The sequence below is a fragment of the Priestia megaterium genome, from assembly GCF_046599315.1.
Taxonomy (GTDB): Bacteria; Bacillota; Bacilli; order Bacillales; family Bacillaceae_H; genus Priestia; species Priestia megaterium_F.
Genome location: NZ_JBKIKC010000023.1, coordinates 47,252 through 66,078, shown reverse-complemented (window position 1 = coordinate 66,078; position 18,827 = coordinate 47,252). Strand labels below are relative to the sequence as shown.

General features: G+C 34.3%; 18 protein-coding genes. 7 read left to right on the top strand and 11 right to left on the bottom strand.

The window, feature by feature from the left end; genetic code table 11:
* Nucleotides 1–251 precede the first annotated feature (251 nt).
* Nucleotides 252–968: a response regulator transcription factor gene (locus tag ACLHDF_RS30395; protein ID WP_413922105.1), complete on the top strand. Its 717-nt coding sequence runs from the start codon at nucleotides 252–254 to the stop codon at nucleotides 966–968.
* On the top strand, nucleotides 958–2,388 hold the full coding sequence (locus ACLHDF_RS30390; RefSeq protein ID WP_413922104.1) for a sensor histidine kinase: 1,431 nt from the start codon (nucleotides 958–960) through the stop codon (nucleotides 2,386–2,388). The genes ACLHDF_RS30395 and ACLHDF_RS30390 overlap by 11 nt, the downstream gene beginning before the upstream one ends.
* Nucleotides 2,389–2,476: 88 nt before the next feature.
* Here ACLHDF_RS30390 and ACLHDF_RS30385 read toward each other — a convergent pair whose 3' ends face one another.
* The 6 genes from ACLHDF_RS30385 to ACLHDF_RS30360 all read right to left on the bottom strand — a co-directional run bounded on the left by ACLHDF_RS30385 (nucleotide 2,477) and on the right by ACLHDF_RS30360 (nucleotide 8,602).
* The gene (locus ACLHDF_RS30385; protein ID WP_413922103.1) at nucleotides 2,477–3,187 is read right to left on the bottom strand and encodes an IS6 family transposase; all 711 of its coding nucleotides are present in this window, start codon (nucleotides 3,185–3,187) and stop codon (nucleotides 2,477–2,479) included.
* 535 nt (nucleotides 3,188–3,722) lie between these two features.
* The gene (locus ACLHDF_RS30380) at nucleotides 3,723–4,220 is read right to left on the bottom strand and encodes a hypothetical protein (protein WP_413922102.1); all 498 of its coding nucleotides are present in this window, start codon (nucleotides 4,218–4,220) and stop codon (nucleotides 3,723–3,725) included.
* 494 nt (nucleotides 4,221–4,714) lie between these two features.
* Nucleotides 4,715–5,425, bottom strand: a complete 711-nt coding sequence (locus ACLHDF_RS30375; RefSeq protein WP_413922101.1) for an MOSC domain-containing protein — start codon at nucleotides 5,423–5,425, stop codon at nucleotides 4,715–4,717.
* Nucleotides 5,426–5,668: 243 nt separating this feature from the next.
* Nucleotides 5,669–6,895, bottom strand: a complete 1,227-nt coding sequence (locus ACLHDF_RS30370) for a CynX/NimT family MFS transporter (RefSeq protein WP_413922100.1) — start codon at nucleotides 6,893–6,895, stop codon at nucleotides 5,669–5,671.
* Nucleotides 6,896–7,096: 201 nt separating this feature from the next.
* Nucleotides 7,097–7,894: a dihydrodipicolinate synthase family protein gene (locus tag ACLHDF_RS30365; protein WP_413922099.1), complete on the bottom strand. Its 798-nt coding sequence runs from the start codon at nucleotides 7,892–7,894 to the stop codon at nucleotides 7,097–7,099.
* Nucleotides 7,895–8,068: 174 nt separating this feature from the next.
* Nucleotides 8,069–8,602 (bottom strand): cupin domain-containing protein, encoded by a 534-nt coding sequence (locus ACLHDF_RS30360; RefSeq protein ID WP_413922098.1) that lies wholly within the window; start codon nucleotides 8,600–8,602, stop codon nucleotides 8,069–8,071.
* A gap of 261 nt (nucleotides 8,603–8,863) precedes the next feature.
* On the opposite strand from ACLHDF_RS30360, the gene ACLHDF_RS30355 reads away from it, so the two are divergent.
* On the top strand, nucleotides 8,864–9,778 hold the full coding sequence (locus tag ACLHDF_RS30355; RefSeq protein ID WP_413922097.1) for a LysR family transcriptional regulator: 915 nt from the start codon (nucleotides 8,864–8,866) through the stop codon (nucleotides 9,776–9,778).
* 141 nt (nucleotides 9,779–9,919) lie between these two features.
* Here the strand turns inward: ACLHDF_RS30355 and ACLHDF_RS30350 are convergent, their stop codons facing one another.
* Nucleotides 9,920–11,338, bottom strand: a complete 1,419-nt coding sequence (locus ACLHDF_RS30350) for a PLP-dependent aminotransferase family protein (protein WP_413922096.1) — start codon at nucleotides 11,336–11,338, stop codon at nucleotides 9,920–9,922.
* A 217-nt stretch (nucleotides 11,339–11,555) separates the two neighbouring features.
* Here ACLHDF_RS30350 and ACLHDF_RS30345 point away from each other — a divergent pair, with 217 nt between their 5' ends.
* The 4 genes from ACLHDF_RS30345 (at nucleotide 11,556) to ACLHDF_RS30330 (ending at nucleotide 14,288) form a co-directional block, all read left to right on the top strand.
* Complete coding sequence (locus ACLHDF_RS30345) at nucleotides 11,556–12,185, top strand: LysE family translocator (protein WP_413922095.1); 630 nt, start codon at nucleotides 11,556–11,558, stop codon at nucleotides 12,183–12,185.
* 255 nt (nucleotides 12,186–12,440) lie between these two features.
* Nucleotides 12,441–13,304 carry a diaminopimelate epimerase gene (gene dapF / locus ACLHDF_RS30340; RefSeq protein WP_413922094.1) on the top strand — a complete coding sequence of 288 codons (864 nt, stop codon included), beginning with the start codon at nucleotides 12,441–12,443 and terminating at the stop codon, nucleotides 13,302–13,304.
* Between the two features lie 138 nt (nucleotides 13,305–13,442).
* The gene (locus ACLHDF_RS30335) at nucleotides 13,443–14,075 is read left to right on the top strand and encodes an MOSC domain-containing protein (RefSeq protein ID WP_413922093.1); all 633 of its coding nucleotides are present in this window, start codon (nucleotides 13,443–13,445) and stop codon (nucleotides 14,073–14,075) included.
* Between the two features lie 96 nt (nucleotides 14,076–14,171).
* Nucleotides 14,172–14,288: a RidA family protein gene (locus tag ACLHDF_RS30330; RefSeq protein ID WP_413922092.1), complete on the top strand. Its 117-nt coding sequence runs from the start codon at nucleotides 14,172–14,174 to the stop codon at nucleotides 14,286–14,288.
* Between the two features lie 100 nt (nucleotides 14,289–14,388).
* On the opposite strand, the gene ACLHDF_RS30325 is transcribed toward ACLHDF_RS30330, so the two are convergent.
* The 4 genes from ACLHDF_RS30325 to ACLHDF_RS30310 all read right to left on the bottom strand — a co-directional run bounded on the left by ACLHDF_RS30325 (nucleotide 14,389) and on the right by ACLHDF_RS30310 (nucleotide 18,813).
* A complete protein-coding gene (locus ACLHDF_RS30325; protein ID WP_413922091.1) occupies nucleotides 14,389–15,819 on the bottom strand; it encodes an IS4 family transposase in 1,431 nt (476 codons plus the stop codon).
* A gap of 212 nt (nucleotides 15,820–16,031) precedes the next feature.
* On the bottom strand, nucleotides 16,032–17,048 hold the full coding sequence (locus ACLHDF_RS30320) for an NAD-dependent epimerase/dehydratase family protein (RefSeq protein WP_229523309.1): 1,017 nt from the start codon (nucleotides 17,046–17,048) through the stop codon (nucleotides 16,032–16,034).
* A gap of 127 nt (nucleotides 17,049–17,175) precedes the next feature.
* On the bottom strand, nucleotides 17,176–17,757 hold the full coding sequence (locus ACLHDF_RS30315) for a Crp/Fnr family transcriptional regulator (protein WP_413922090.1): 582 nt from the start codon (nucleotides 17,755–17,757) through the stop codon (nucleotides 17,176–17,178).
* 423 nt (nucleotides 17,758–18,180) lie between these two features.
* The gene (locus ACLHDF_RS30310; RefSeq protein ID WP_413922089.1) at nucleotides 18,181–18,813 is read right to left on the bottom strand and encodes a type 1 glutamine amidotransferase family protein; all 633 of its coding nucleotides are present in this window, start codon (nucleotides 18,811–18,813) and stop codon (nucleotides 18,181–18,183) included.
* Nucleotides 18,814–18,827: the final 14 nt, after the last annotated feature.

Genomic DNA, 18,827 nt, shown 5'->3' with positions numbered 1-18,827 from the left:
ATGCATCATTTCAAGCCACTTGACATGTAAGTATCATGATGTACAAGTCTTTTAGACTTCTTTGATATTAGCAGGGTTTTTTAATCTTACTTTTCTTTGTAAGATTTTTAAATACTCTTTCATGTAAGATAATATCATCTTACAATGTTACTCTTTCCCAAAACTTTCATTTATCTTACAATAATCTTACAAAAGGAAAATTTTAGTTTTAAGCAAGGTTTTAATTAGTGGAAACGGAGAGGGGAAAGAAAGTGGAGAGAACGATTATAATCGTTGATGATGAGCTTGAAATCATAGAGATACTAAGACTTTTTTTGGAAATGGAAGGCTTTTCGATACTGAAAGCGCGTGATGGTAAATCAGCTTTAAATCTTATACAGAAATTCAAAGTTGATCTAGCTATTATTGACATTATGATGCCGAATATTAATGGATACGAATTGATTAAAATAGTTCGGAAAGAATACAAAATGCCTATTATTATTCTTTCTGCTAAAAATCAGGAAATGGATAAAATTATGGGATTAGGACTAGGAGCAGATGATTTTATATCGAAACCATTCAGCTTGTTGGAGGTATTAGCACGAATCCAAGCTCAACTTCGAAGAACATATGATTTTAATGTTAACCCGTCAAATCATGAGCACCCTCAAACGCACTTTAACGACTTGGTGTTGGATCACCACTCTTGTACTCTTCACAAGCGGGGACACGAAATTAAACTTAGCGCCCTAGAGTATAAATTATTGAAGCTATTTATGGGGGAGCCAGGTCGTATTTTTACAAAAAAACAAATCTTTGAAAACGTATGGTCCGATCATTATTATTCGGATGACAATACTATTATGGTTCAAATCAGTAGATTGCGAGAAAAAATAGAAGATTATCCGAGAAATCCAGTATATTTAAAAACTGTACGAGGCTTAGGTTATCGCTTTGCGAAGAGGGAAGAATTGAATGAGCGATAAAAATAAAATATTTAACACCTTAATTAAAACGTATGTTTTCTTCTCGTTAACTGTTGGAATTACTGTCGTTATCCTACTTGTCATTTTAAATTTTCAAATGAAACAGAAGTTCGATAATACTGTGTTATCTAATTTAAGAGCGAATGAAATTGTACGACAGGACTACTCAAACATTCGCTCTGACGCAATTGAGTCATTTAATGGTTGGGTAGAAATTCTCGATGAAAATTTGCACGTTATTTATGTTAAAGGTAAAAAACAAGATAATTCATTCGCCTATACAGAAAAAGAATTAAACAGCCTTTTTTATGACCAAAAAAAAAATTTATATCAAACTTCTTTAGCACCATTTAAAACAGAAAATGGGAAAACGGCTTATTGCCTTATTAAGATTCCCAAAACATATATAAAGCAAGAATTCACAGTAACAAGTGCAGCGAAAGACCATATTACAGTTTTTACAACATTGCTGGTTCAAACCTTTCTTCTTTTTCTCCTTTTATTCGGGATTAATGTCTATATATATAGCCGCTGGATGGCTATGAAAATAACCAATCCGTTACTTTCAATTGCTAATGGAATTAGAAACATTACGAATGGTTATTACTACAAACGGATTCATTTTAAGGCAAACTATGAATTAATGAAAATACAGAATTACTTTAACCTTATGGCTGAAAAACTAGAAAAAACAGAAAAGGATAAAAAACAGTTAGAAGAAAGCAAACAGCGCATGCTTGTCCATATCTCTCATGATTTAAAAACTCCTATTACAACTATTCAGGGCTATGTTGAAGCACTGCAAATGGGTCTGATTAAAGAGGAAGCGAAGAAAAAGAAAGCTTTACATATCATACATACAAAAACACGACTCGTTACAGAATTAATTGAGGATGTATTTGAATTGTCTAAACTTGAAAGTTCTGACTATCCATTTGCAACTGAATCACTGGATATTTCGGAATTTATTCGTGAAATATCTGCCGAGTATTATTGGTTGTTTGAAGAAAAATACTTTCATTTTCAATTTGAAATCCCTCCTCGGGAAATACTTGTTTCTTTTAATTATACATTGTTATATCGAGCCGTTTCTAACGTACTGTCCAACGCCTTAAAATACAACTCAAAAGGAACAAATGTTTCCATTTCGCTAATCGAAGATACTCAAAAGATATATATTAATATCACCGATGATGGTATTGGTATTCCTAGTCCTATAAAAGAAAAAGTATTTGAAGCATTTTTCAGGGGAGACCAATCAAGACAAAGCGATGGGGGAACAGGCCTGGGTTTAACCATTTCAAAACATATAGTGGAGAAACACGGAGGTCAAATTTATTTACATATAGATGAAGGGAAAACGAAATTTCAAATTACCTTGCCTAAAGCTGGTTACAATAAGAATCTAGCACAAAATTAAAAGGACTTATGTAATTTACTCGCATAGGTTCTAGTGCAAATACTTGAAGAAAATACAAAAAGCAAAAGATTTCTAGTGACCTCTGGTCTTAAGCAACTATTCCAAACAGTTGATGGATGAATTCTTTTTGATTTTGGACAGAATTCTCTCTTTGAAGAGTCTGTCCTTTTTTGATCATGTGCATAGCCTCTATCCCTGTAATAATTTGTTTGGCAGTCCGTAAGGACTTTAATCCAAGCATCGGGCGAATTCGCTTTTTAATAAAGCGATGATCCTGCTCCCCAATATTTTTGAGATATTTAACTTGCCTCAGTTGGATGCCTTCAGGCATCTGTTTTTCTTCTTTTAACTCTTGGATAGCGATGGGATAAGCTGGGGTCTTGTCTACTGTTATCACACAAGGCTTAGAAACGTGTGAAAAAGCCAAGGCTTTCCTAAAAAAGCGCTTGGCTGCTTGTTTATTTCTTGCTTTACTTAGATAAAAATCAATGGTATTCCCTTCTGAATCAACGGCACGATACAGATACATCCATTGACCTTTGACTTTCACATACGTCTCATCGACTCGCCAAGAATCATTGGTTGGCTTAAGATGATGCCTTACTCGCTCATCTAATTCAAGAACATACTGATGAACCCGGCGCGTAATCGTTGTATGGGAAATGAAGAAGAGTCCCCGTTCTTCCATCATTTCAGCCAAATCACGAAAACTAAGGTTGTACCGCAGGTACCATCTCACGGTTAATAAAATAATATCAGGTTGATAATATTTCCGCTTAAATACCTTTTCCTTTTCCATACTGGCCACGTCCTTTTTTTAGAGTACTAGTATCAGTATGTCCAAGTTTTAGAGATTACTTGCAATTTTCTTGAAGTTTTTGCACCAGAACCACATAATTAAATGACTAGAAATTCAAGAACAAGAGCTACAAAAATATAAAGCTCACATAGAAAGACGAGACCGCCAAGTTGTAGAACTCATGAGACAAATGCAAGAACTAAGAAAACAGACATACTACAAGAGACCATGGTGGATGTTTTGGAAAAACTAAAAATAGCCTTACAGGCTTAAGTCTGCTCATGATACATCTTGTTTCAAAAACAATACAAGATGTATCATTTTTTATACATAAATGTTTCATATCTGGTGAAACATTTATGTGAATCATTTATATCGTAAACGAGCAAACTACCTAAGACGATACAAAGCGTCAATTGCAAACCTTATATGTATTCAAACAGAAAAAACTACCAACTCCTATGGTAGTTTTTTCTGTTTTTAAGCTGTATATAATATTCATCTATGCCTTTGGATTTAACAATAATAAAAGTTTTTAATATATACGACCCGTTCTTAATGATCCAACTGAATTATTACAATCAATATCAGTTTCATCGAAATAATAATCTTCTAGATCAACATGTAAATACGAAGACTCATCATTCTCAATTTTTACCTGATGCCCTTCATAATTTAGATCAGAATAAAGAATAATATAGGAGTGTGGAGGTATACTTATAGATGATATATCATCTTGTGCGTCTCCTAAAAAGTTTTTCGAACTACCAGGAGTCATAGTAAAAAATAAATCCTCAAAGTCACGATAATCATAGAAATAAAACAAAGATGTTTGTATACCTATATCTGTAGATAATTTTCTTTCACCTTGTTCAGTAGAAATCCCAGAAGCTTTATGGCCTACTTCACTTTTTTCCATCTCAACCTTACTTGATTGGGGACCCGCAGCACTTGCTTGTTCACTAAAACCAAAAAGGGATCCACCTCCTAAAACTAGTGATGTAACTGTTAAACTTTGTAATACTTTTTTCACTTTCAAAACACCTCCTATTTTTTGGAACAAGCTCATCTTACAACATTACTCTTTCTCTAAACTTTCATTTCTCTTACATTAACCTTACAAAAATTATGTAAAATCGTTAGGACTTTTGGATGCATATTCTATACATGTGAAGTTAACATAATCACTCTTTCCGGAACCAAGCAAGCAAAAGAACCCTTGCGGCAGTAGGGTTCAGCTAAGGATTCTTTTGTTTGAGTATGCAGCTTTTTATACATCCTTGATATGACTGGATTTTCCCGTTTGCCAGTTGAGAGGAGAATGTATAAAAGCCTACATATTATACATATGTTAGAAACTATCTTATATTGATTTATTTGCATTTTTATTGTAAAATTATTTCGACTTTTTCGTAAATAATCTTATGAATTCCCTTTAAAAGCTACCTGTCCGGCAACGATGGGGTAGCTTTCTTTTTTTGTTAACGATAATAACTAAACCAAATTTATTAAGGAATACCAATTATATTAAATATTAGGACCGTATACCCTTCTATTAACATCTAGTTCTTCGCCTTTTTCTACTCTTGCATTTAATGTTCTTTTCCAATTTATCGCTAAATATTCACAAGAAGCTAATTCTTTAGAAGTCTTTAAATCCTCCTTTTTCATATGCATAACCTCATTACATTTTGCAATGGTCCATTGTGGATAAGGACGCTCTAATAATATTAAGGGTTGCCCTTCTTTAACATAGCCTTCTTTTAGAACACGAAAATACCATCCTGTTCTCCCTGAATTCTGCAAAAGAAGCGCTAAATCTCTTATTTGGAAGCGACGAGCTGGCTTCCAGCAGGGTTGTCGGGGTTGTGATATCTGAACAACAGCTTCTCCAATTTTATAGTTATCACCTATACAAGCCTCTTCTTCTAATTGTCCATTTATTGCAAAATTTTCTCCCATGGCTCCTATATTCATATTATTTATCTTAAGTTCTTCTTTCCAGTGTATGTAGTGTTGTATTGGATAAACAAATACGGCCTTCTCTGGGCCACCGTGATGTTTTAAATCTGCTTGTCCATCACCTGTTAAGTTAGTTTTACCAAGCCAAATAGGATTTTTTGTTTCTTCTTTGAAAATCCCACTGGTCCATTCCCTATTCATAGGATTATTAGAATTTGTTTCATCAATTGTTTTCGGTTTTCCAACTAATATCTTCTCTACAATTATTTCGCTCATTCTGTGTACCTCCAATTGTTCTCCAACATTTTTTACAATTTGATGAAGTGAAAAGACATAAATCTATTACTTAGTAACAGATTCGTACTTTTCATTTTATTTCCATGTGTTTTTGAATAAAGAATGTTTTCTTTTGGTTTTTAAAGTTTCTGTGTTCTTATAAAAAAAGAATAAAAAAAGCTGACAAATAATTAAAGAAAACCTCCTACTTATAATAAAAGTGCTGGAGAGGGGGTTCTTTAATCATTTAGAAGTTACATATTTATTTTTCCCTGCACCTATTCCTGTGACAAAAATGATAATAGAAGTGAAAACTAGCATTAGTAAAGGAGTAGTCCAACTATGTGTAATATCGTGTAACCATCCAAATAACACAGGTCCGATAGCAGCCAAAAGATAGCCAAATGATTGAGCCATACCGGATAGTTCTGCTGCCTCAGTCGTATTTTGGGTACGTAAACTAAAAAACATCATGGCTAAACTAAAGGCAAATCCGACTCCAATTCCAATCATAATAATCCATAACGGAATAAAGAGTTTACCTCCGTATAAGAGACCAAATAATCCTACAATAAGCAGGACAGCTGAAACGAGTACTAGTGAATGCTGCTTTTTTAAACGTCCAGCTAGAATAGAGGCAATTACTGTAATAGGAAGCATAGCGAGTTGCATTAAAGACAACATCCATCCGGCTTCATGAGGATTCAATCCTTTTTGTTCAAGAATTTCAGGTAGCCATGCAATCATGGTATAGAAAATTAAAGATTGAAACCCCATAAATAATGTAACATTCCATGCAAGTTTAGAGCGCCATAAGTTAGTGGAGCTAGCTGTCTTTTCTGTTTGTACAACCTTAATATTCTTACATTTATTCCGTAATTGTGGCAGCCAAAAGAAAAGAGTAAGGAGAGATAAAATCCCCCAGAATCTAAGGGCCCCTGACCATCCTAACTCTGATAATGAAGAAAGGGGAATACTTATACCCGATCCAATAGCTCCACATAAATTCATCGAAACAGCATAAATTCCTGTCATTATTCCTATATGTGATGCAAAGTTATGTTTAATGAGACTGGGGAGTAATACATTACCCACGGTAATAGATAAACCAATTATGATTGTTCCTATAAATAAGGTTCCTATTCCACCAAAGGAACGTATTTCAATTCCAATAGTTAAGAGAATTAAGGAAATAAATAGGATGAATTCTGTATTAAAGCGTTGAGCTAACTTAGGAGCAAAAGGGGATAAGAATGCAAAAGTAAGTAAGGGCACTGTAGTTATTGTCCCTGCTAGTGTATTAGATATACCTAAACTGTCTCGAATAGAAGCTACCAGTGGCCCCACTGATGTTAGTGGAGCTCTGAGATTGGCTCCTATTAGGATAATCCCTATAATAAGTAATCCTATTTTAGGCTTTAAATCTAGTTTTGATCGTTCTAGTTGATCTGTTGTTTGTAAAATACTCATGATAGCCATAGACCCTCCATGTTTAATACTAAAGCTGTTTTAGATTGTACAATAAGACTCACCTGTTTTTTAATTTTCATCTTTTTATGTTGTTTCATAAAAGTATCCGCAAGCAGATAACATAATAAATTAATGTTTTCTGCCCGACGGTTATTTTTAAACATTTTAATTAAACTAAGTGAACCTTTGGACTTTTCTCCATTAGTTAATAGGAGAGCGACAAGGCCCTACTTTTATACCTAAAGAATTATAATGTTTTTTTATGTTTATAATGGCTTGGCCACTTGTAACTTCATTAATCAAATCGTTTATCTTCCAAAGGTCAACTGGTTTATTCATTAATAAGTCATTAAAAATTTGTTTGATTTCTTGTGGGTAAACATTTCCTACCATGCTAGAAAGTCCATTACATCCATTCATTATCTTTTCTACAAGATTTACATCTCCACCAGCGAACATGATGAAATTATCCGGTAAGTTCGTATTATTGTGACGGTTGGCATCACTTTCTTCTTTCATTCCTACAAGGTTAGAGTGTTTCTGATTAATAATGGTCTTTAATGATTCAGCACTTAGCTCAAATCCTGTTCGGAAAGGGTTATTATAAAGAACAACATTTTTGGTGGTATGCTGTAGCAACTCATTAATATAAAAAATAGCTTGTTGTTGTGTTGGCTGAATGTACGGTGGGAACTGAATTAGAATAGAATCAAAAACAGATTCCTCAAGCTTTTTAACCAATCTTACTGCGTCTCTCGTTCTTGTAGCTGATACGCCAAACATTAGTTCAACATTCTCAAATTTTTGTTCATTAAAATAATCAATAATTTGGATACGTTCTTCAATGCTCATTGAATTTTGTTCACCTGTTGTAGCTGACACAAGTAGTGAATCTATCGCGTTATCTGTTAAATGTCTAACAATGGAATTAAATCCTTCTAAATATAAGCTTTCATCATCCCGAAAAGGAGTTGGGATAGCGACATTAAAATTTCTCATCAGTTATATCCTCCAGTGTATATACATTACAAGAACTAATTTGTACATAAGATCAAATCTCATATCTTTTGAGATAATTTTCAAAGGTATATTTGAATGACTAAATTGTTCTATATTTATGTTATTTAAAATTTGTTTATATTTTTATAAGCGAAAAGTGTTAACAAATATTTTCTAGCTATTCCTTGTTTTTGTATCTGGTTTGAGTATGTGACGAGGTGTACTTCCCACCGGTTCCTCTAAAAACCAGTTACCCATCGAGGTAAGAACCGGTACATCTTGAAACGTATAAAGAATAGCATCTTCTGTTTGTGAAGTATTGCAATGCTCATGAGCTGACCAAGGAGGAGCCAGAAATAGATCTCCTTTTTCCCATTCAATTTTTTCCCCATCTACGATACTATAGCCCTCTCCCTGAAACACTAGGTTTAGAGCCACATTAGTGTGACGATGAGCTTTATTGTGCTCACCAGGTTTAAAGATTTGAACAACTACATTCATAGTTGATGAAGTTCCATACGTATCTCCTGTATCATTATGAATAAGAGACAATGTTCCACGTCCACTTTCAAGAAAGTCCTCCGATACAGATTGACTGAGTAATGGATAAATATCTTTCCATTTCCATGAGCATGCTCGAATGGCAGGTTTTCTACTTTTTTTTAAAAACTCACTGTAATTGATAATCTCTGTTCTTTGACTACCCATGCTATCACTCTCCAAGAAATTTTTACACAGGTTAATTCCTACTTTTAGAACTGAAGACTTTACCTGGATTCCTGTGCAATTAATAGTCTAAAACAGCACTATTCATAGTACAATTCAATTATTTATATAATAACCATAGGTTAAAACTATGATAAGATAGGAGTAAATCAAACTATCTATAAGATTCCTATAGAAATTATGTCAGTGGGTTTGCAAAATAAAACTGTAAGAATTATTACTGTTTAAAGTGGAGGTCCTAGAATGGAATTAAGACAACTTGAATATTTTTACGCTGTGTGCCAAGAACTGCATTTTACAAGAGCAGCAGAAAAAGTAGGGATTTCTCAACCTTCTTTAAGCCAACAAATTCGTTTATTAGAACATGAAATAGGCACACCTTTATTTGATCGCATCGGTAAAAAGACAGCTCTTACAGAATCGGGAGAATTACTCTTGAAGTATACACGTAACATTTTTCATGAACTTGAACAGGCCAAAACCTCAATAGATGAACTAAATGGTCTTCAAAGAGGAACTATTTCTGTAGGCACCTTGTTAACAGTTGAAAATTACCTCATTCCGCCCACATTACGTAGCTTTCATCAGCTATATCCTGCTGTTAAAATATCTGTGTTTGGACTACGTACTGGGGATATTCAAAAACAATTGTTAGAAAATAAGTTGGATATAGGCATTGTTTTTTTACCTATGAAAGGGGACGAATTAGAAACTATATCTTTATATACAGAGGAAATGGCGTTTGCAGTGCCGAGTGGACACCCGTTAGAGAATCAGAATACGTTAGGTATAGAAGCTTTGCAAACAACACCTTCCATATTGCTTCCCGAACAATATTTTATAAGGCAGCTTATTAATAAAGCTTGCAAAGACGTGGGGTTTATTCCAGAACCAATTTTTGAAATTACAACCATGCAATCTTTAATTGATATGGTTATAGATAGGGTAGGGGTAACTATATTACCTAGACCTTATTTAGAGTATCTTAATCATCCTCGTATTAGAATTATTCCGATTGTAAATGCTAACCTTGCTCGAGATATAGGAATTATCTACAGGAAGGATAAATACCTAAGTGCTGCGACACGTATTTTTATTGATATTCTAAAAAAGGCCTCACTTCATTTGAATCATAGTTCTCCGGAAGACGCAGATTGAACATTGCGCCCATTTTATTAACCTTTATTTATATACACTAATAATATAGCTCGACACATAAAAGAAAGAAGCTACGAATCCCTTCAGTACTAAAGGGTTCATAGCTTCTTAATATACCTAATTATATGGTATTTTTAGTTCTTAATTCTCATCAGCAAACCAAGCTTTTTGGAGTAACTGAACTCCTTTATCTATTTTTTCTTCTGAAACTCCTCCAAAGCCCATCATGACTAATGATGAATTAACTTCGCCTTCGTTCAGTAAATAAAAAGTTGGGTCATAAACTTTTACCCCAGCCTTTCTTGCTTCCTTCACTAACTCTTTTGTAGAGCGATTCTTAACGTTTACTAATAGATGTAGTCCTGCTTTTTGTCCCACAATCTCTATATGTCCACCCATATATTTGTTTAATGCATCCACAAGCGTTTGGTGCTTTTTCTGATATACTTTTCTCATTCTTCGAATATGACTTGTAAAATGCCCTTCATTCATAAATATAGATAAGCCTTTTTGGACGATAGACGGTACAGACTGATAGTAATTAACATACATATGCTGATATACATCCATTAACCTTTGAGGTAAGACTATATAACTGACCCTTACTGCAGGAGTAAAAGACTTAGAAAAAGTGCCCAAATAAATAACATTTTCTTTGGTATCTAAGGCTTTTAACGAAGGAATAGGTTGTCCCAGATATCGGAATTCACTGTCGTAATCGTCTTCAATAATAAAGCTATGGTTTTTGCTCGCCCATTCTAACAGTAACAATCGTTTTTTTATAGGAAGTACCATACCATAAGGAAATTGATGAGAAGGTGTTATATAGGCTACTTTCGCCTTAACCTTTTGAAGTTGTTCTATATCTATCCCATCTTTTTCGAGTCCAATAGGATTAATTCTCCATCCATGGTTATTAAATACTGATTGAGCTCCATCATAACTTGGATTTTCCATAGACACCGAATGTTCTTCAGCAGAAAGTAATTGGACAATAAGGCTTATAGCATGCTGAGTGCCAGAACAAATAACAATTTGTTCTTCAGAGCAATTTACTCCTCGCGACTGGAATAAATAATTTGCTAATTCCTTACGTAGACCGATATCTCCTTTTCTTTCTCCCGGATTCGATAATTGCTCAGGTTCATTCATTAGAGCTTTATTTAAACAGCGCCTCCAAATGTGAAGAGGGAAGGAATTAACATCTATATCTCCGTATTTGAAATCGTAATAAAATTTTTCTCCCTTATTTTCTAAAGGTTCCTTGTTTTTTTTTGTGTGCTCTTGTAAAGGAGCAGAGAGAATAGTTTTTTCTAATGGAAGTACCTTTAAACCAATTCTCGCTGTACTTGCTACATATCCTTCTGCTATTAATTGTTGATAAGCACCTTCTACTGTATTTTTACTAACTCTTAATTGCCCCGACAAATATCGAATAGAAGGTAAAATAGATCCTTCAGGAATTTTATCCTCTTCTATTTTCTGTTTTATATATTGGTATAACTGAACATAAAGAGGAACTTTGCTGTTCTTATCTAATAAAGGAATAAACTCTAACATATTTACCTCCTGCTGTCTGTACCTAGTTCGCTGAATTTTACATCTTCCAAGGTCAACATTCTAATAAGCTTATTATAACCAACTAACTTCGCTCTGACTTCATTCACTTTTTAAAAATTGTCCCTTTTATTATAGTCAATATTCTCATACACTCTTTATATCTGCTAATTGAAGAGGAAATAAAGCAAGATTTTACAAGTTATAGGAGTTGATTGAGTTGTTTGGCATCCATGATTTTACTTTATTCGTTATATCTGCACTAATTTTTATAGCAGCACCTGGTATAGATGCTGTATTCGTATTAAGTAGAGGTATTTCAAATGGAAGAGCAAGTGGTATGGCTGCATCTGCCGGTGTGGCAACTGGTGCATTTGTGCACACCATTCTTTCTACGGTTGGATTATCCCTTATTTTATCTCAGTCTGTTACTTTATTTACGGCTATTAAGATTATAGGTGGATTGTATTTAATATATATTGGGATTAAGTCTCTTCTTAAGAAAAGTAAAGGAATAGATATTAAGAAAACTTCAGATGTACCTTTAAGAAAGCACTATATCCAAGGTGTTATAACAAATGTTGCTAACCCTAAAAACATTCTGTTTTATTTATCATTCTTACCTCAATTCGCTTCCACAAATGGTGAGAACGGATCATTAGCATTACTAGTATTAGGCTCAACATTCGCCTTAATCGTGCTACTGTGGTACTCATTGGTAACATATTTTTCGACTTTGGCAACCAAAACGCTTAAAGACAACAAAACGTTTAATATCGTTCTAGACAAAGTTTCAGGGATTGTATTTATAGCTCTTGGATTAAAATTGTTGGTTACTAAGCCTAATTAAGGCACAAGAGGATAACATAATTTGACGATAATCAAAAGTTTATTTGTAATATCAAGCAAGAAAAACAAAAAAGGATGTTGTTTGCTTTCCTTGCTAATCTATTTAATATTTACTATTTGGATGCCTGTGGGCATCTTTTTCTCTATCTTTAACTACGGTAGGATAGGCTAGTTATTATCGATCTCAATATAATGAATCTTTGTTAGTTGGTAAATCCCTAAATTTAGACAAAAATAAAATATAGCAGGTGGTAATATGGGTGAATTTACGTTCACAAAAATGCACACTTTGGGTAACAATTATATTTATGTGAATTTATTTAATGAATCAATTGCTGAGGAAGATCTTACGAGTACTGCTGTATCTATTGCTAATGTTCATACAGGTATTGGTTCCGATGGATTAATCTTAATCTGTCCATCGACAGAAGCTGATGTGAAAATGCGTATATTTAATAGTGATGGATCTGAAGCAGAGAATTGTGGAAATGGATTAAGATGTGTTTCTAAGTATGTTTACGACAATAAGATAGTAAATAAAGAGAGATTTACCATTGAGACTCTTTCAGGAATTGTACAAGTACATGTACATACGCAAGGTAATCAATTTTTAGAGGTAACTATTAACATGAGAAAGCCGAAACTGCGTAGAAAAGATATACCTATGCTTGGTTTCGAGCAAAATGAAGTAGTAGCAGAGCCGATAACATTTGGTAGTAATACGTATACAGCAACTCTAGTATCAATGGGAAATCCTCATATTATTTTTTATGTAGATGATATTGAAAAAGCACCTCTTACGACATTAGGACCCATTGTTGAAACAGATAGCCGTTTTCCTAATGGAATTAATGTTGGATTTGTACAAATATTAAATGAAACAGAACTACAGTATCGAGTATGGGAGCGAGGAAGTGGAGTCACTCAAGGTTGTGGGACAGGCGCCTGCGCAACTGTTGTAGCCTCAATTTTAAACAATTATATGAAGAAAAACACGTTAGTAACCGTACATTTAGCTGGAGGCGACTTGAAAATTTCTTGGACAGAGGAGGGTGATGTATTCATGACGGGTTGTGCACATACAATTTGCAAGGGCACTTATTATTATAAAATAAATTAAATGATCCAACGATCGATAGAAACTTTCTCACTAGTATCCAAATTAATAATAAAGCATAAGATACTTTATTATTAATTTGGATATAAAGTTGAATAAAAGTTAATTGTAAAGATTAGAGAGAAATGAGGTAAATTTACGATGGCCCGTAAAATCATTCATTTAGCTGTTGGAAAACCCAAAGAATACGATTGGAATAGTAAAAAAGAAATTTCCGCAATAGGAAAATCATTTGTACAAGCTGTTGAGTTAAAAAAGTCAGGTTTCATTGGTGACGATGTTGCAAACCACAAGTTTCACGGTGGCGTTGATCGTGCAGTATGTTTATACCCATTTGAGCATTATTCTTATTGGGAAGACATGTTCAATAAGAAGCTGAATCCACCAGCTTTTGGGGAGAATATCACGGCAACAGGAATGATGGAAGAACAAGTGTGTATAGGAGATATATACAAGATAGGAGATACTGTTATTCAAGTAACCCAGGGAAGAGTTCCTTGCGCCACTATTTCTAAATACAATGAGGAGAAACTTTTTTTAAAGAAAGTAGTGGAAACCTCTCTAACAGGGTACTTTTTCCGAGTATTGGAAGAAGTAATCATTACGCTCAATTCGGAAATAGGGCTTGTAGAAAGAGATTCAAAAGGGATATCCGTGCTTTTTGCTACAAAAGTTCTTTTTCATCAAAAAAAAGATAAAGTATCCATTGAAAGAATTCTAGGGGTTGAAGCTCTGGCAGAGGACTGGAGGCAAAGATTTTCAAAATTATTATAAACATCCAACCTTATGACAATTTCATGAAAGAATATCTTTAAATCATATGTTAAATTTATCTTTGAAAAGCAATAGTTTTAAAGGAGGAATTTTCATATGCCACGAAAGGCTTTTAATGCAGATGGTGCCGTTGCTGTTGGTCCATACTCACATGCAGTTGAGTCAGGAGATTTACTATTTTTATCTGGGCAAACCCCATGCCCATCAAGCTAACAAAGTAAATTACTAGATACAAAATGATCCTTGTTTCAAAACTAGCAAGTGATAGAAAAGTAGGCATGCTAAAGAAGCCTATTAAAACGCGATTTTTTCGCTAGGCAGCTTGTCTATGCTTCACCGTCGTTTTATACACAATCCCTAGAATATCAAAGACGGTCATCTTCTTATATCTATGACATTTACGACCGTTCTTTTTAAGCAGCTGATAAAGGCGATGCAGAATTTTCAAAAGTTCCTCTGTTCCAACGGCTATCGCTTGAAACAGTAATGGAAAATAGTCTTTAATCATATAAATCGCTTTGTATTCACTCAGCTCCTGCTTTTTCTTTTCAAGCAGAAGCTGTCGCATTTGAAACATCGTAGAAGAACAGAGGAGAATGCCGATGAGTTGTCCATATAAATGGCACTCTAGGCGTTCTCTTTTAATATTTTTACATTCATCAATTTCAAAGAATGGCTTCCACGTTTTAAACAAAATCTCAATCTGCCAACGAAGTGAATACAATGAATGCACGTAGTTCGTCGGTACTTCTTCTAGCGACGTGTTCGTGATATATACATTCATGCCCATTAAACGTTTACTTTTATCCTTCATGACAATGCCTTTTTTCTTTTCACGTATCGCCTGGTTTTTCAGGCGTGTTTGCGTTTGATCATCGGTTAAACGATGGATAATGACACGTGCTGGTAGCTTATGATTTTGGCCAATGTATGCCTCGGGGATTTCCATCGTTTCACCAGGGATTAGACTAGACATCATTTGTATCATATCAAGCTGGATGTATTCTGTTTGCTTTTTTAACGTGCCATTGTTGAAGTATTCTGGCTCAAGGTTCTTGATATAAATGCGTGTATTCAGCTTCAACCGCGAGATATAGTAAGCCTCTTTATCATGAATGGTTTGTAAGTCTCCTAAATCGAAGTAACCAAGATCACGTAAACACAAATCGCCCGCCTCTACGGTTTCAAGGCAGATGGTACCGTATGTTTTATCATTATTTTTTCCTGGTCCAAGCTGCACGTTAAGAAATTGACCACTAAGTAAATCATATTCCAATTGGATTTTCACGCCTGCCGTATTACTACTCCCACCTGAACCTTGATAGTCAGTGGCGAAATGATCAGGCAGTTGAAACACCGTCGCATCTAAAATACAGATACGATTGAAAGTAGAGATCATGTGTACAGAAAGCGAGTGATTTGAACAGAGTTTTTGTGTGAGAAGAGAAGTAAAGACTTCTCGAAGAAATGCGACAGCTGCTGGATTAAAGCGTTGATTCAGTCCTTCTGAACTCATCAGTACCCCAGTGGAAGCCTCTAACTGACTGCACAATTGTGTAAGTGATGTGCTAGCTATTTCTTGACTGAGCCATACGCAAAGGGCAATGAGTTCGTTTGCTTGATACTTACTAGATCGCTGTACAAAGCCAACTTGTTTGGCGATATCTTGTAGGACTACTGGAGATAAAAAGTATTGTAGCCCTTGTGCGAAAAGATTCAGTTCATTTGAAATGATAGGATTCATCAAAAACGCCATCCTTTTTGTATATTTCTACAAAAAGAATAGCGTTTTTTTCGTTATATAGATACAAATTCGTCTTAACTTGATGGCGATGTGGTGGGACCCCATATAAAGTTTCTGGGACTGTTCACTTATGTGAGTTAGAAGTATGCCCAGAATTGGCGGTAAGTCTACTTGACCTTTATTTTATTGTCCAGTTAAGTGTAGCCGATTCATTATAAGGATTTTTTTCTTAGGCTAGCAAAAAAACGTTTAAAATACTCTTCTAATGCCACTTCACCCAACTTAGGCTTAAAATTCAAATCCTGTCTTGATGTAGTAAGGTCATAGTGTCTATTTATTCCACCATAATATAATTCTACTTGACTTCTAAGTAGTGATGGCTGAGTATTCTTTTCCTTTGCTTCAAATTCAAGTTTATCAGCTAAATTTAACAACTGTTCTTTAGTATATTTTTGTGGTATCTCAAGATTAGGAATAAATTTTTTTGCAATTTTAATGATATCATCTGAAGTTACAGGCTCTTCATTAGCCAAGATATATCTTGTACCCCTTACACCTTTTTCCGCTGCAGCAATCATACCTTTCACAACATCAGTTACATCTATTGGCGTCATTTCACTTATATAGTTAACTTTCATCTTTCCTAAAAGAATACTATCGAAGGCCAGTATGGTTGGAGTTTTCTTTAAAAACTCTCCACCAATCATTGCACCAGGAAGAACGCTAACCATATCTAAATCATATTTTTCTGCCAGCTCCCAAGCTGTTCTTTCAGCTCGTGCTTTTGAATCAAAGTATGCATTTCCATGACTGTTTTCAAGCCATGTAGTTTCATCAATTTTACCCTTTAAGTTTGTCTTGTCCAATGACAATGCTGCTACGGAGCTTACATATACTATTTTTCTTACATTTGCTTCTTTAGCAGCCTCCATTATATTTTGAGTTGCCTCAACATTAGGAATAATTATCTCTTTTTCAGGATCTTGTGCCCAATGTTTAAATACAGCAGCTACTTGATATAAGGTATTCACTCCATCAAGTGCTTTATGAAGTGAGTCTTTATCCCTCAAATCGGCGTAGACGATCTCACAATCAAGGCCTATAAATGGTTCTTTGTCATTTAAATCTCGTACACTTGCTCTAACAGTTTCTCCTCTTTTTAATAATTCCCTTACTAAGTTGTTACCCAAATGACCATTTGCACCTGTTACTAAGGAAATTTTCTTCATAAATAAATCCTCCTAAATCAGTGATTACACCAGTTATCATAATGCGATAATAGCCTGTTGTAATTGACATATGTAAATTGCAATAAAAAAACACCAAATACTTTTATTTGATGTTTCCTAAAAACGTTTATTCTATTTTCATACTTCTCTTAATTCTACTAAGTGAGCTTGCTCTAATTCCAATATAAGAAGCAATATATGATTGATTTATTCTACTTTCTAAAGAAGAATACTCTCTTTTAAACTCCATGTACCTTTCCAGTGCATCTTTCATAAGTAACGCCTGTTCTCGATTTAGCATACCAACAAGAATCTTCTGAATATAATTAGTGAATATAACCTTCATTTGATTAGTTTTCTTCATACCTTGGTCTATGGAATTATACGGAATAACTACGCAAATGCTGTCTTGCAGGCTTTCTACACTAAATCTAGCTTCTTCAACTCTTAATAAACCCTCTGCACAGGCAAATTCCGTTTCAGCTGCAAAACATTTTGTCACATCATTCCCTGCAGCATCTATATAATATCCTCTCATAATTCCTTTATGAATATAATACAGTGAAGAAACTCTTTGCCCCTGCCTTAAAACAATTGTACCCTTTGGTACCACCTTTATATCAGCTGTTGAATTAAATAAGTATTTTAAATCTTCTTCCAACTCCAGCTTCAAACCAGCTTCAATATAATCACTCGGCTTATTAAGCATAATTCATCACCTCTCTAAACATATAAGGCATATCCTTTATCCATAATTTACTATTATAGCATTTAACCATGTCAAGCAACATAATAGATTCACTTAAAATTCAATACAATCAACGATTAGCACTTATTGGGGTAGCAACACACATCCATCAACTTAAGAAATTGGCTGTTACCCAAAACGAAAAAATGAATTTAATTTTCATAAATAACTATCAGGAGATAAAAATTTCGTTTTGGGGGTACTTCAAAATATTAGCTTGATGGGCATGGGGTAGCGTCAGGAAAATGCGGATTTACAACGCTAAGAAAATTCCGAATTAAAAAGCCCAACTTCTCTGCAAAACAAAATAGAGAAAGTGAGCTTTTCAGTTACTTCATTATTTTTATTTGAACTAATATAAAACTGCTAAGTTGATTTTTTAGCTCAGCTATTTATTGAATTCATTAACTGGAAGAAGTATTCAGGTTGATGAGTCTTATTTAGGTTATACCATGAATGTAATGTATCTGGTGCAAATACATCTAATTTTTTCAGTACTTCCATCGCAAATTCCAGAGGAGCTATTCCTGATGCAGTAACTAAATTCGCATCAGATACCGCAGATCCCACCTCATAGAACTTTTCTCCTTTATAGTTAGGACATACCATTTTAGTGTATTCTAAATTATTACTTGTATGCTTTCTAGTATCTAAATATCCCATATTCGCAAGGGCCTCAGTTGCACCACAAATTGCAGCAACAATAGTGCCAATCTTTAAAGCTTGGCCAATTCTTTCCAAGATAGGTTGATGAATTTCTTCACTCCAAGTAGTCCCTCCTGGTAAAATTAAAAGATCTTTACTCTCAAGGTTACATTCATCAAGAGAAATATCTGGTTTTATGCTCAGTCCTCCCATAGTAGTAATCATTTCTTTATTAGCTCCTACTGTAATTACTTTTAAAGGTACTAAATCTTTTTTGAAATATCTTCCTGAGTTTAGTTCAGCAATTAAATATCCATATTCCCAGTCCGACATTGTATTAAATACATATAGAAAAACTTTTTTTGTTTGCATCCAATAACACTCCA

Bases quoted from the DNA above. Each gene is read 5' to 3' on its own strand.
- ACLHDF_RS30390 (WP_413922104.1), top strand. From the start codon at position 958: ATGAGCGATAAAAATAAAATATTTAACACCTTAATTAAAACGTATGTT.
- ACLHDF_RS30385 (WP_413922103.1), bottom strand. From the start codon at position 3,187: ATGGAAAAGGAAAAGGTATTTAAGCGGAAATATTATCAACCTGATATT.
- ACLHDF_RS30375 (WP_413922101.1), bottom strand. From the start codon at position 5,425: ATGAGCGAAATAATTGTAGAGAAGATATTAGTTGGAAAACCGAAAACA.
- ACLHDF_RS30370 (WP_413922100.1), bottom strand. From the start codon at position 6,895: ATGAGTATTTTACAAACAACAGATCAACTAGAACGATCAAAACTAGAT.
- ACLHDF_RS30365 (WP_413922099.1), bottom strand. From the start codon at position 7,894: ATGAGAAATTTTAATGTCGCTATCCCAACTCCTTTTCGGGATGATGAA.
- ACLHDF_RS30360 (WP_413922098.1), bottom strand. From the start codon at position 8,602: ATGGGTAGTCAAAGAACAGAGATTATCAATTACAGTGAGTTTTTAAAA.
- ACLHDF_RS30355 (WP_413922097.1), top strand. From the start codon at position 8,864: ATGGAATTAAGACAACTTGAATATTTTTACGCTGTGTGCCAAGAACTG.
- ACLHDF_RS30350 (WP_413922096.1), bottom strand. From the start codon at position 11,338: ATGTTAGAGTTTATTCCTTTATTAGATAAGAACAGCAAAGTTCCTCTT.
- dapF (WP_413922094.1), top strand. From the start codon at position 12,441: ATGGGTGAATTTACGTTCACAAAAATGCACACTTTGGGTAACAATTAT.
- ACLHDF_RS30335 (WP_413922093.1), top strand. From the start codon at position 13,443: ATGGCCCGTAAAATCATTCATTTAGCTGTTGGAAAACCCAAAGAATAC.
- ACLHDF_RS30330 (WP_413922092.1), top strand. From the start codon at position 14,172: ATGCCACGAAAGGCTTTTAATGCAGATGGTGCCGTTGCTGTTGGTCCA.
- ACLHDF_RS30325 (WP_413922091.1), bottom strand. From the start codon at position 15,819: ATGAATCCTATCATTTCAAATGAACTGAATCTTTTCGCACAAGGGCTA.
- ACLHDF_RS30320 (WP_229523309.1), bottom strand. From the start codon at position 17,048: ATGAAGAAAATTTCCTTAGTAACAGGTGCAAATGGTCATTTGGGTAAC.
- ACLHDF_RS30315 (WP_413922090.1), bottom strand. From the start codon at position 17,757: ATGCTTAATAAGCCGAGTGATTATATTGAAGCTGGTTTGAAGCTGGAG.
- ACLHDF_RS30310 (WP_413922089.1), bottom strand. From the start codon at position 18,813: ATGCAAACAAAAAAAGTTTTTCTATATGTATTTAATACAATGTCGGAC.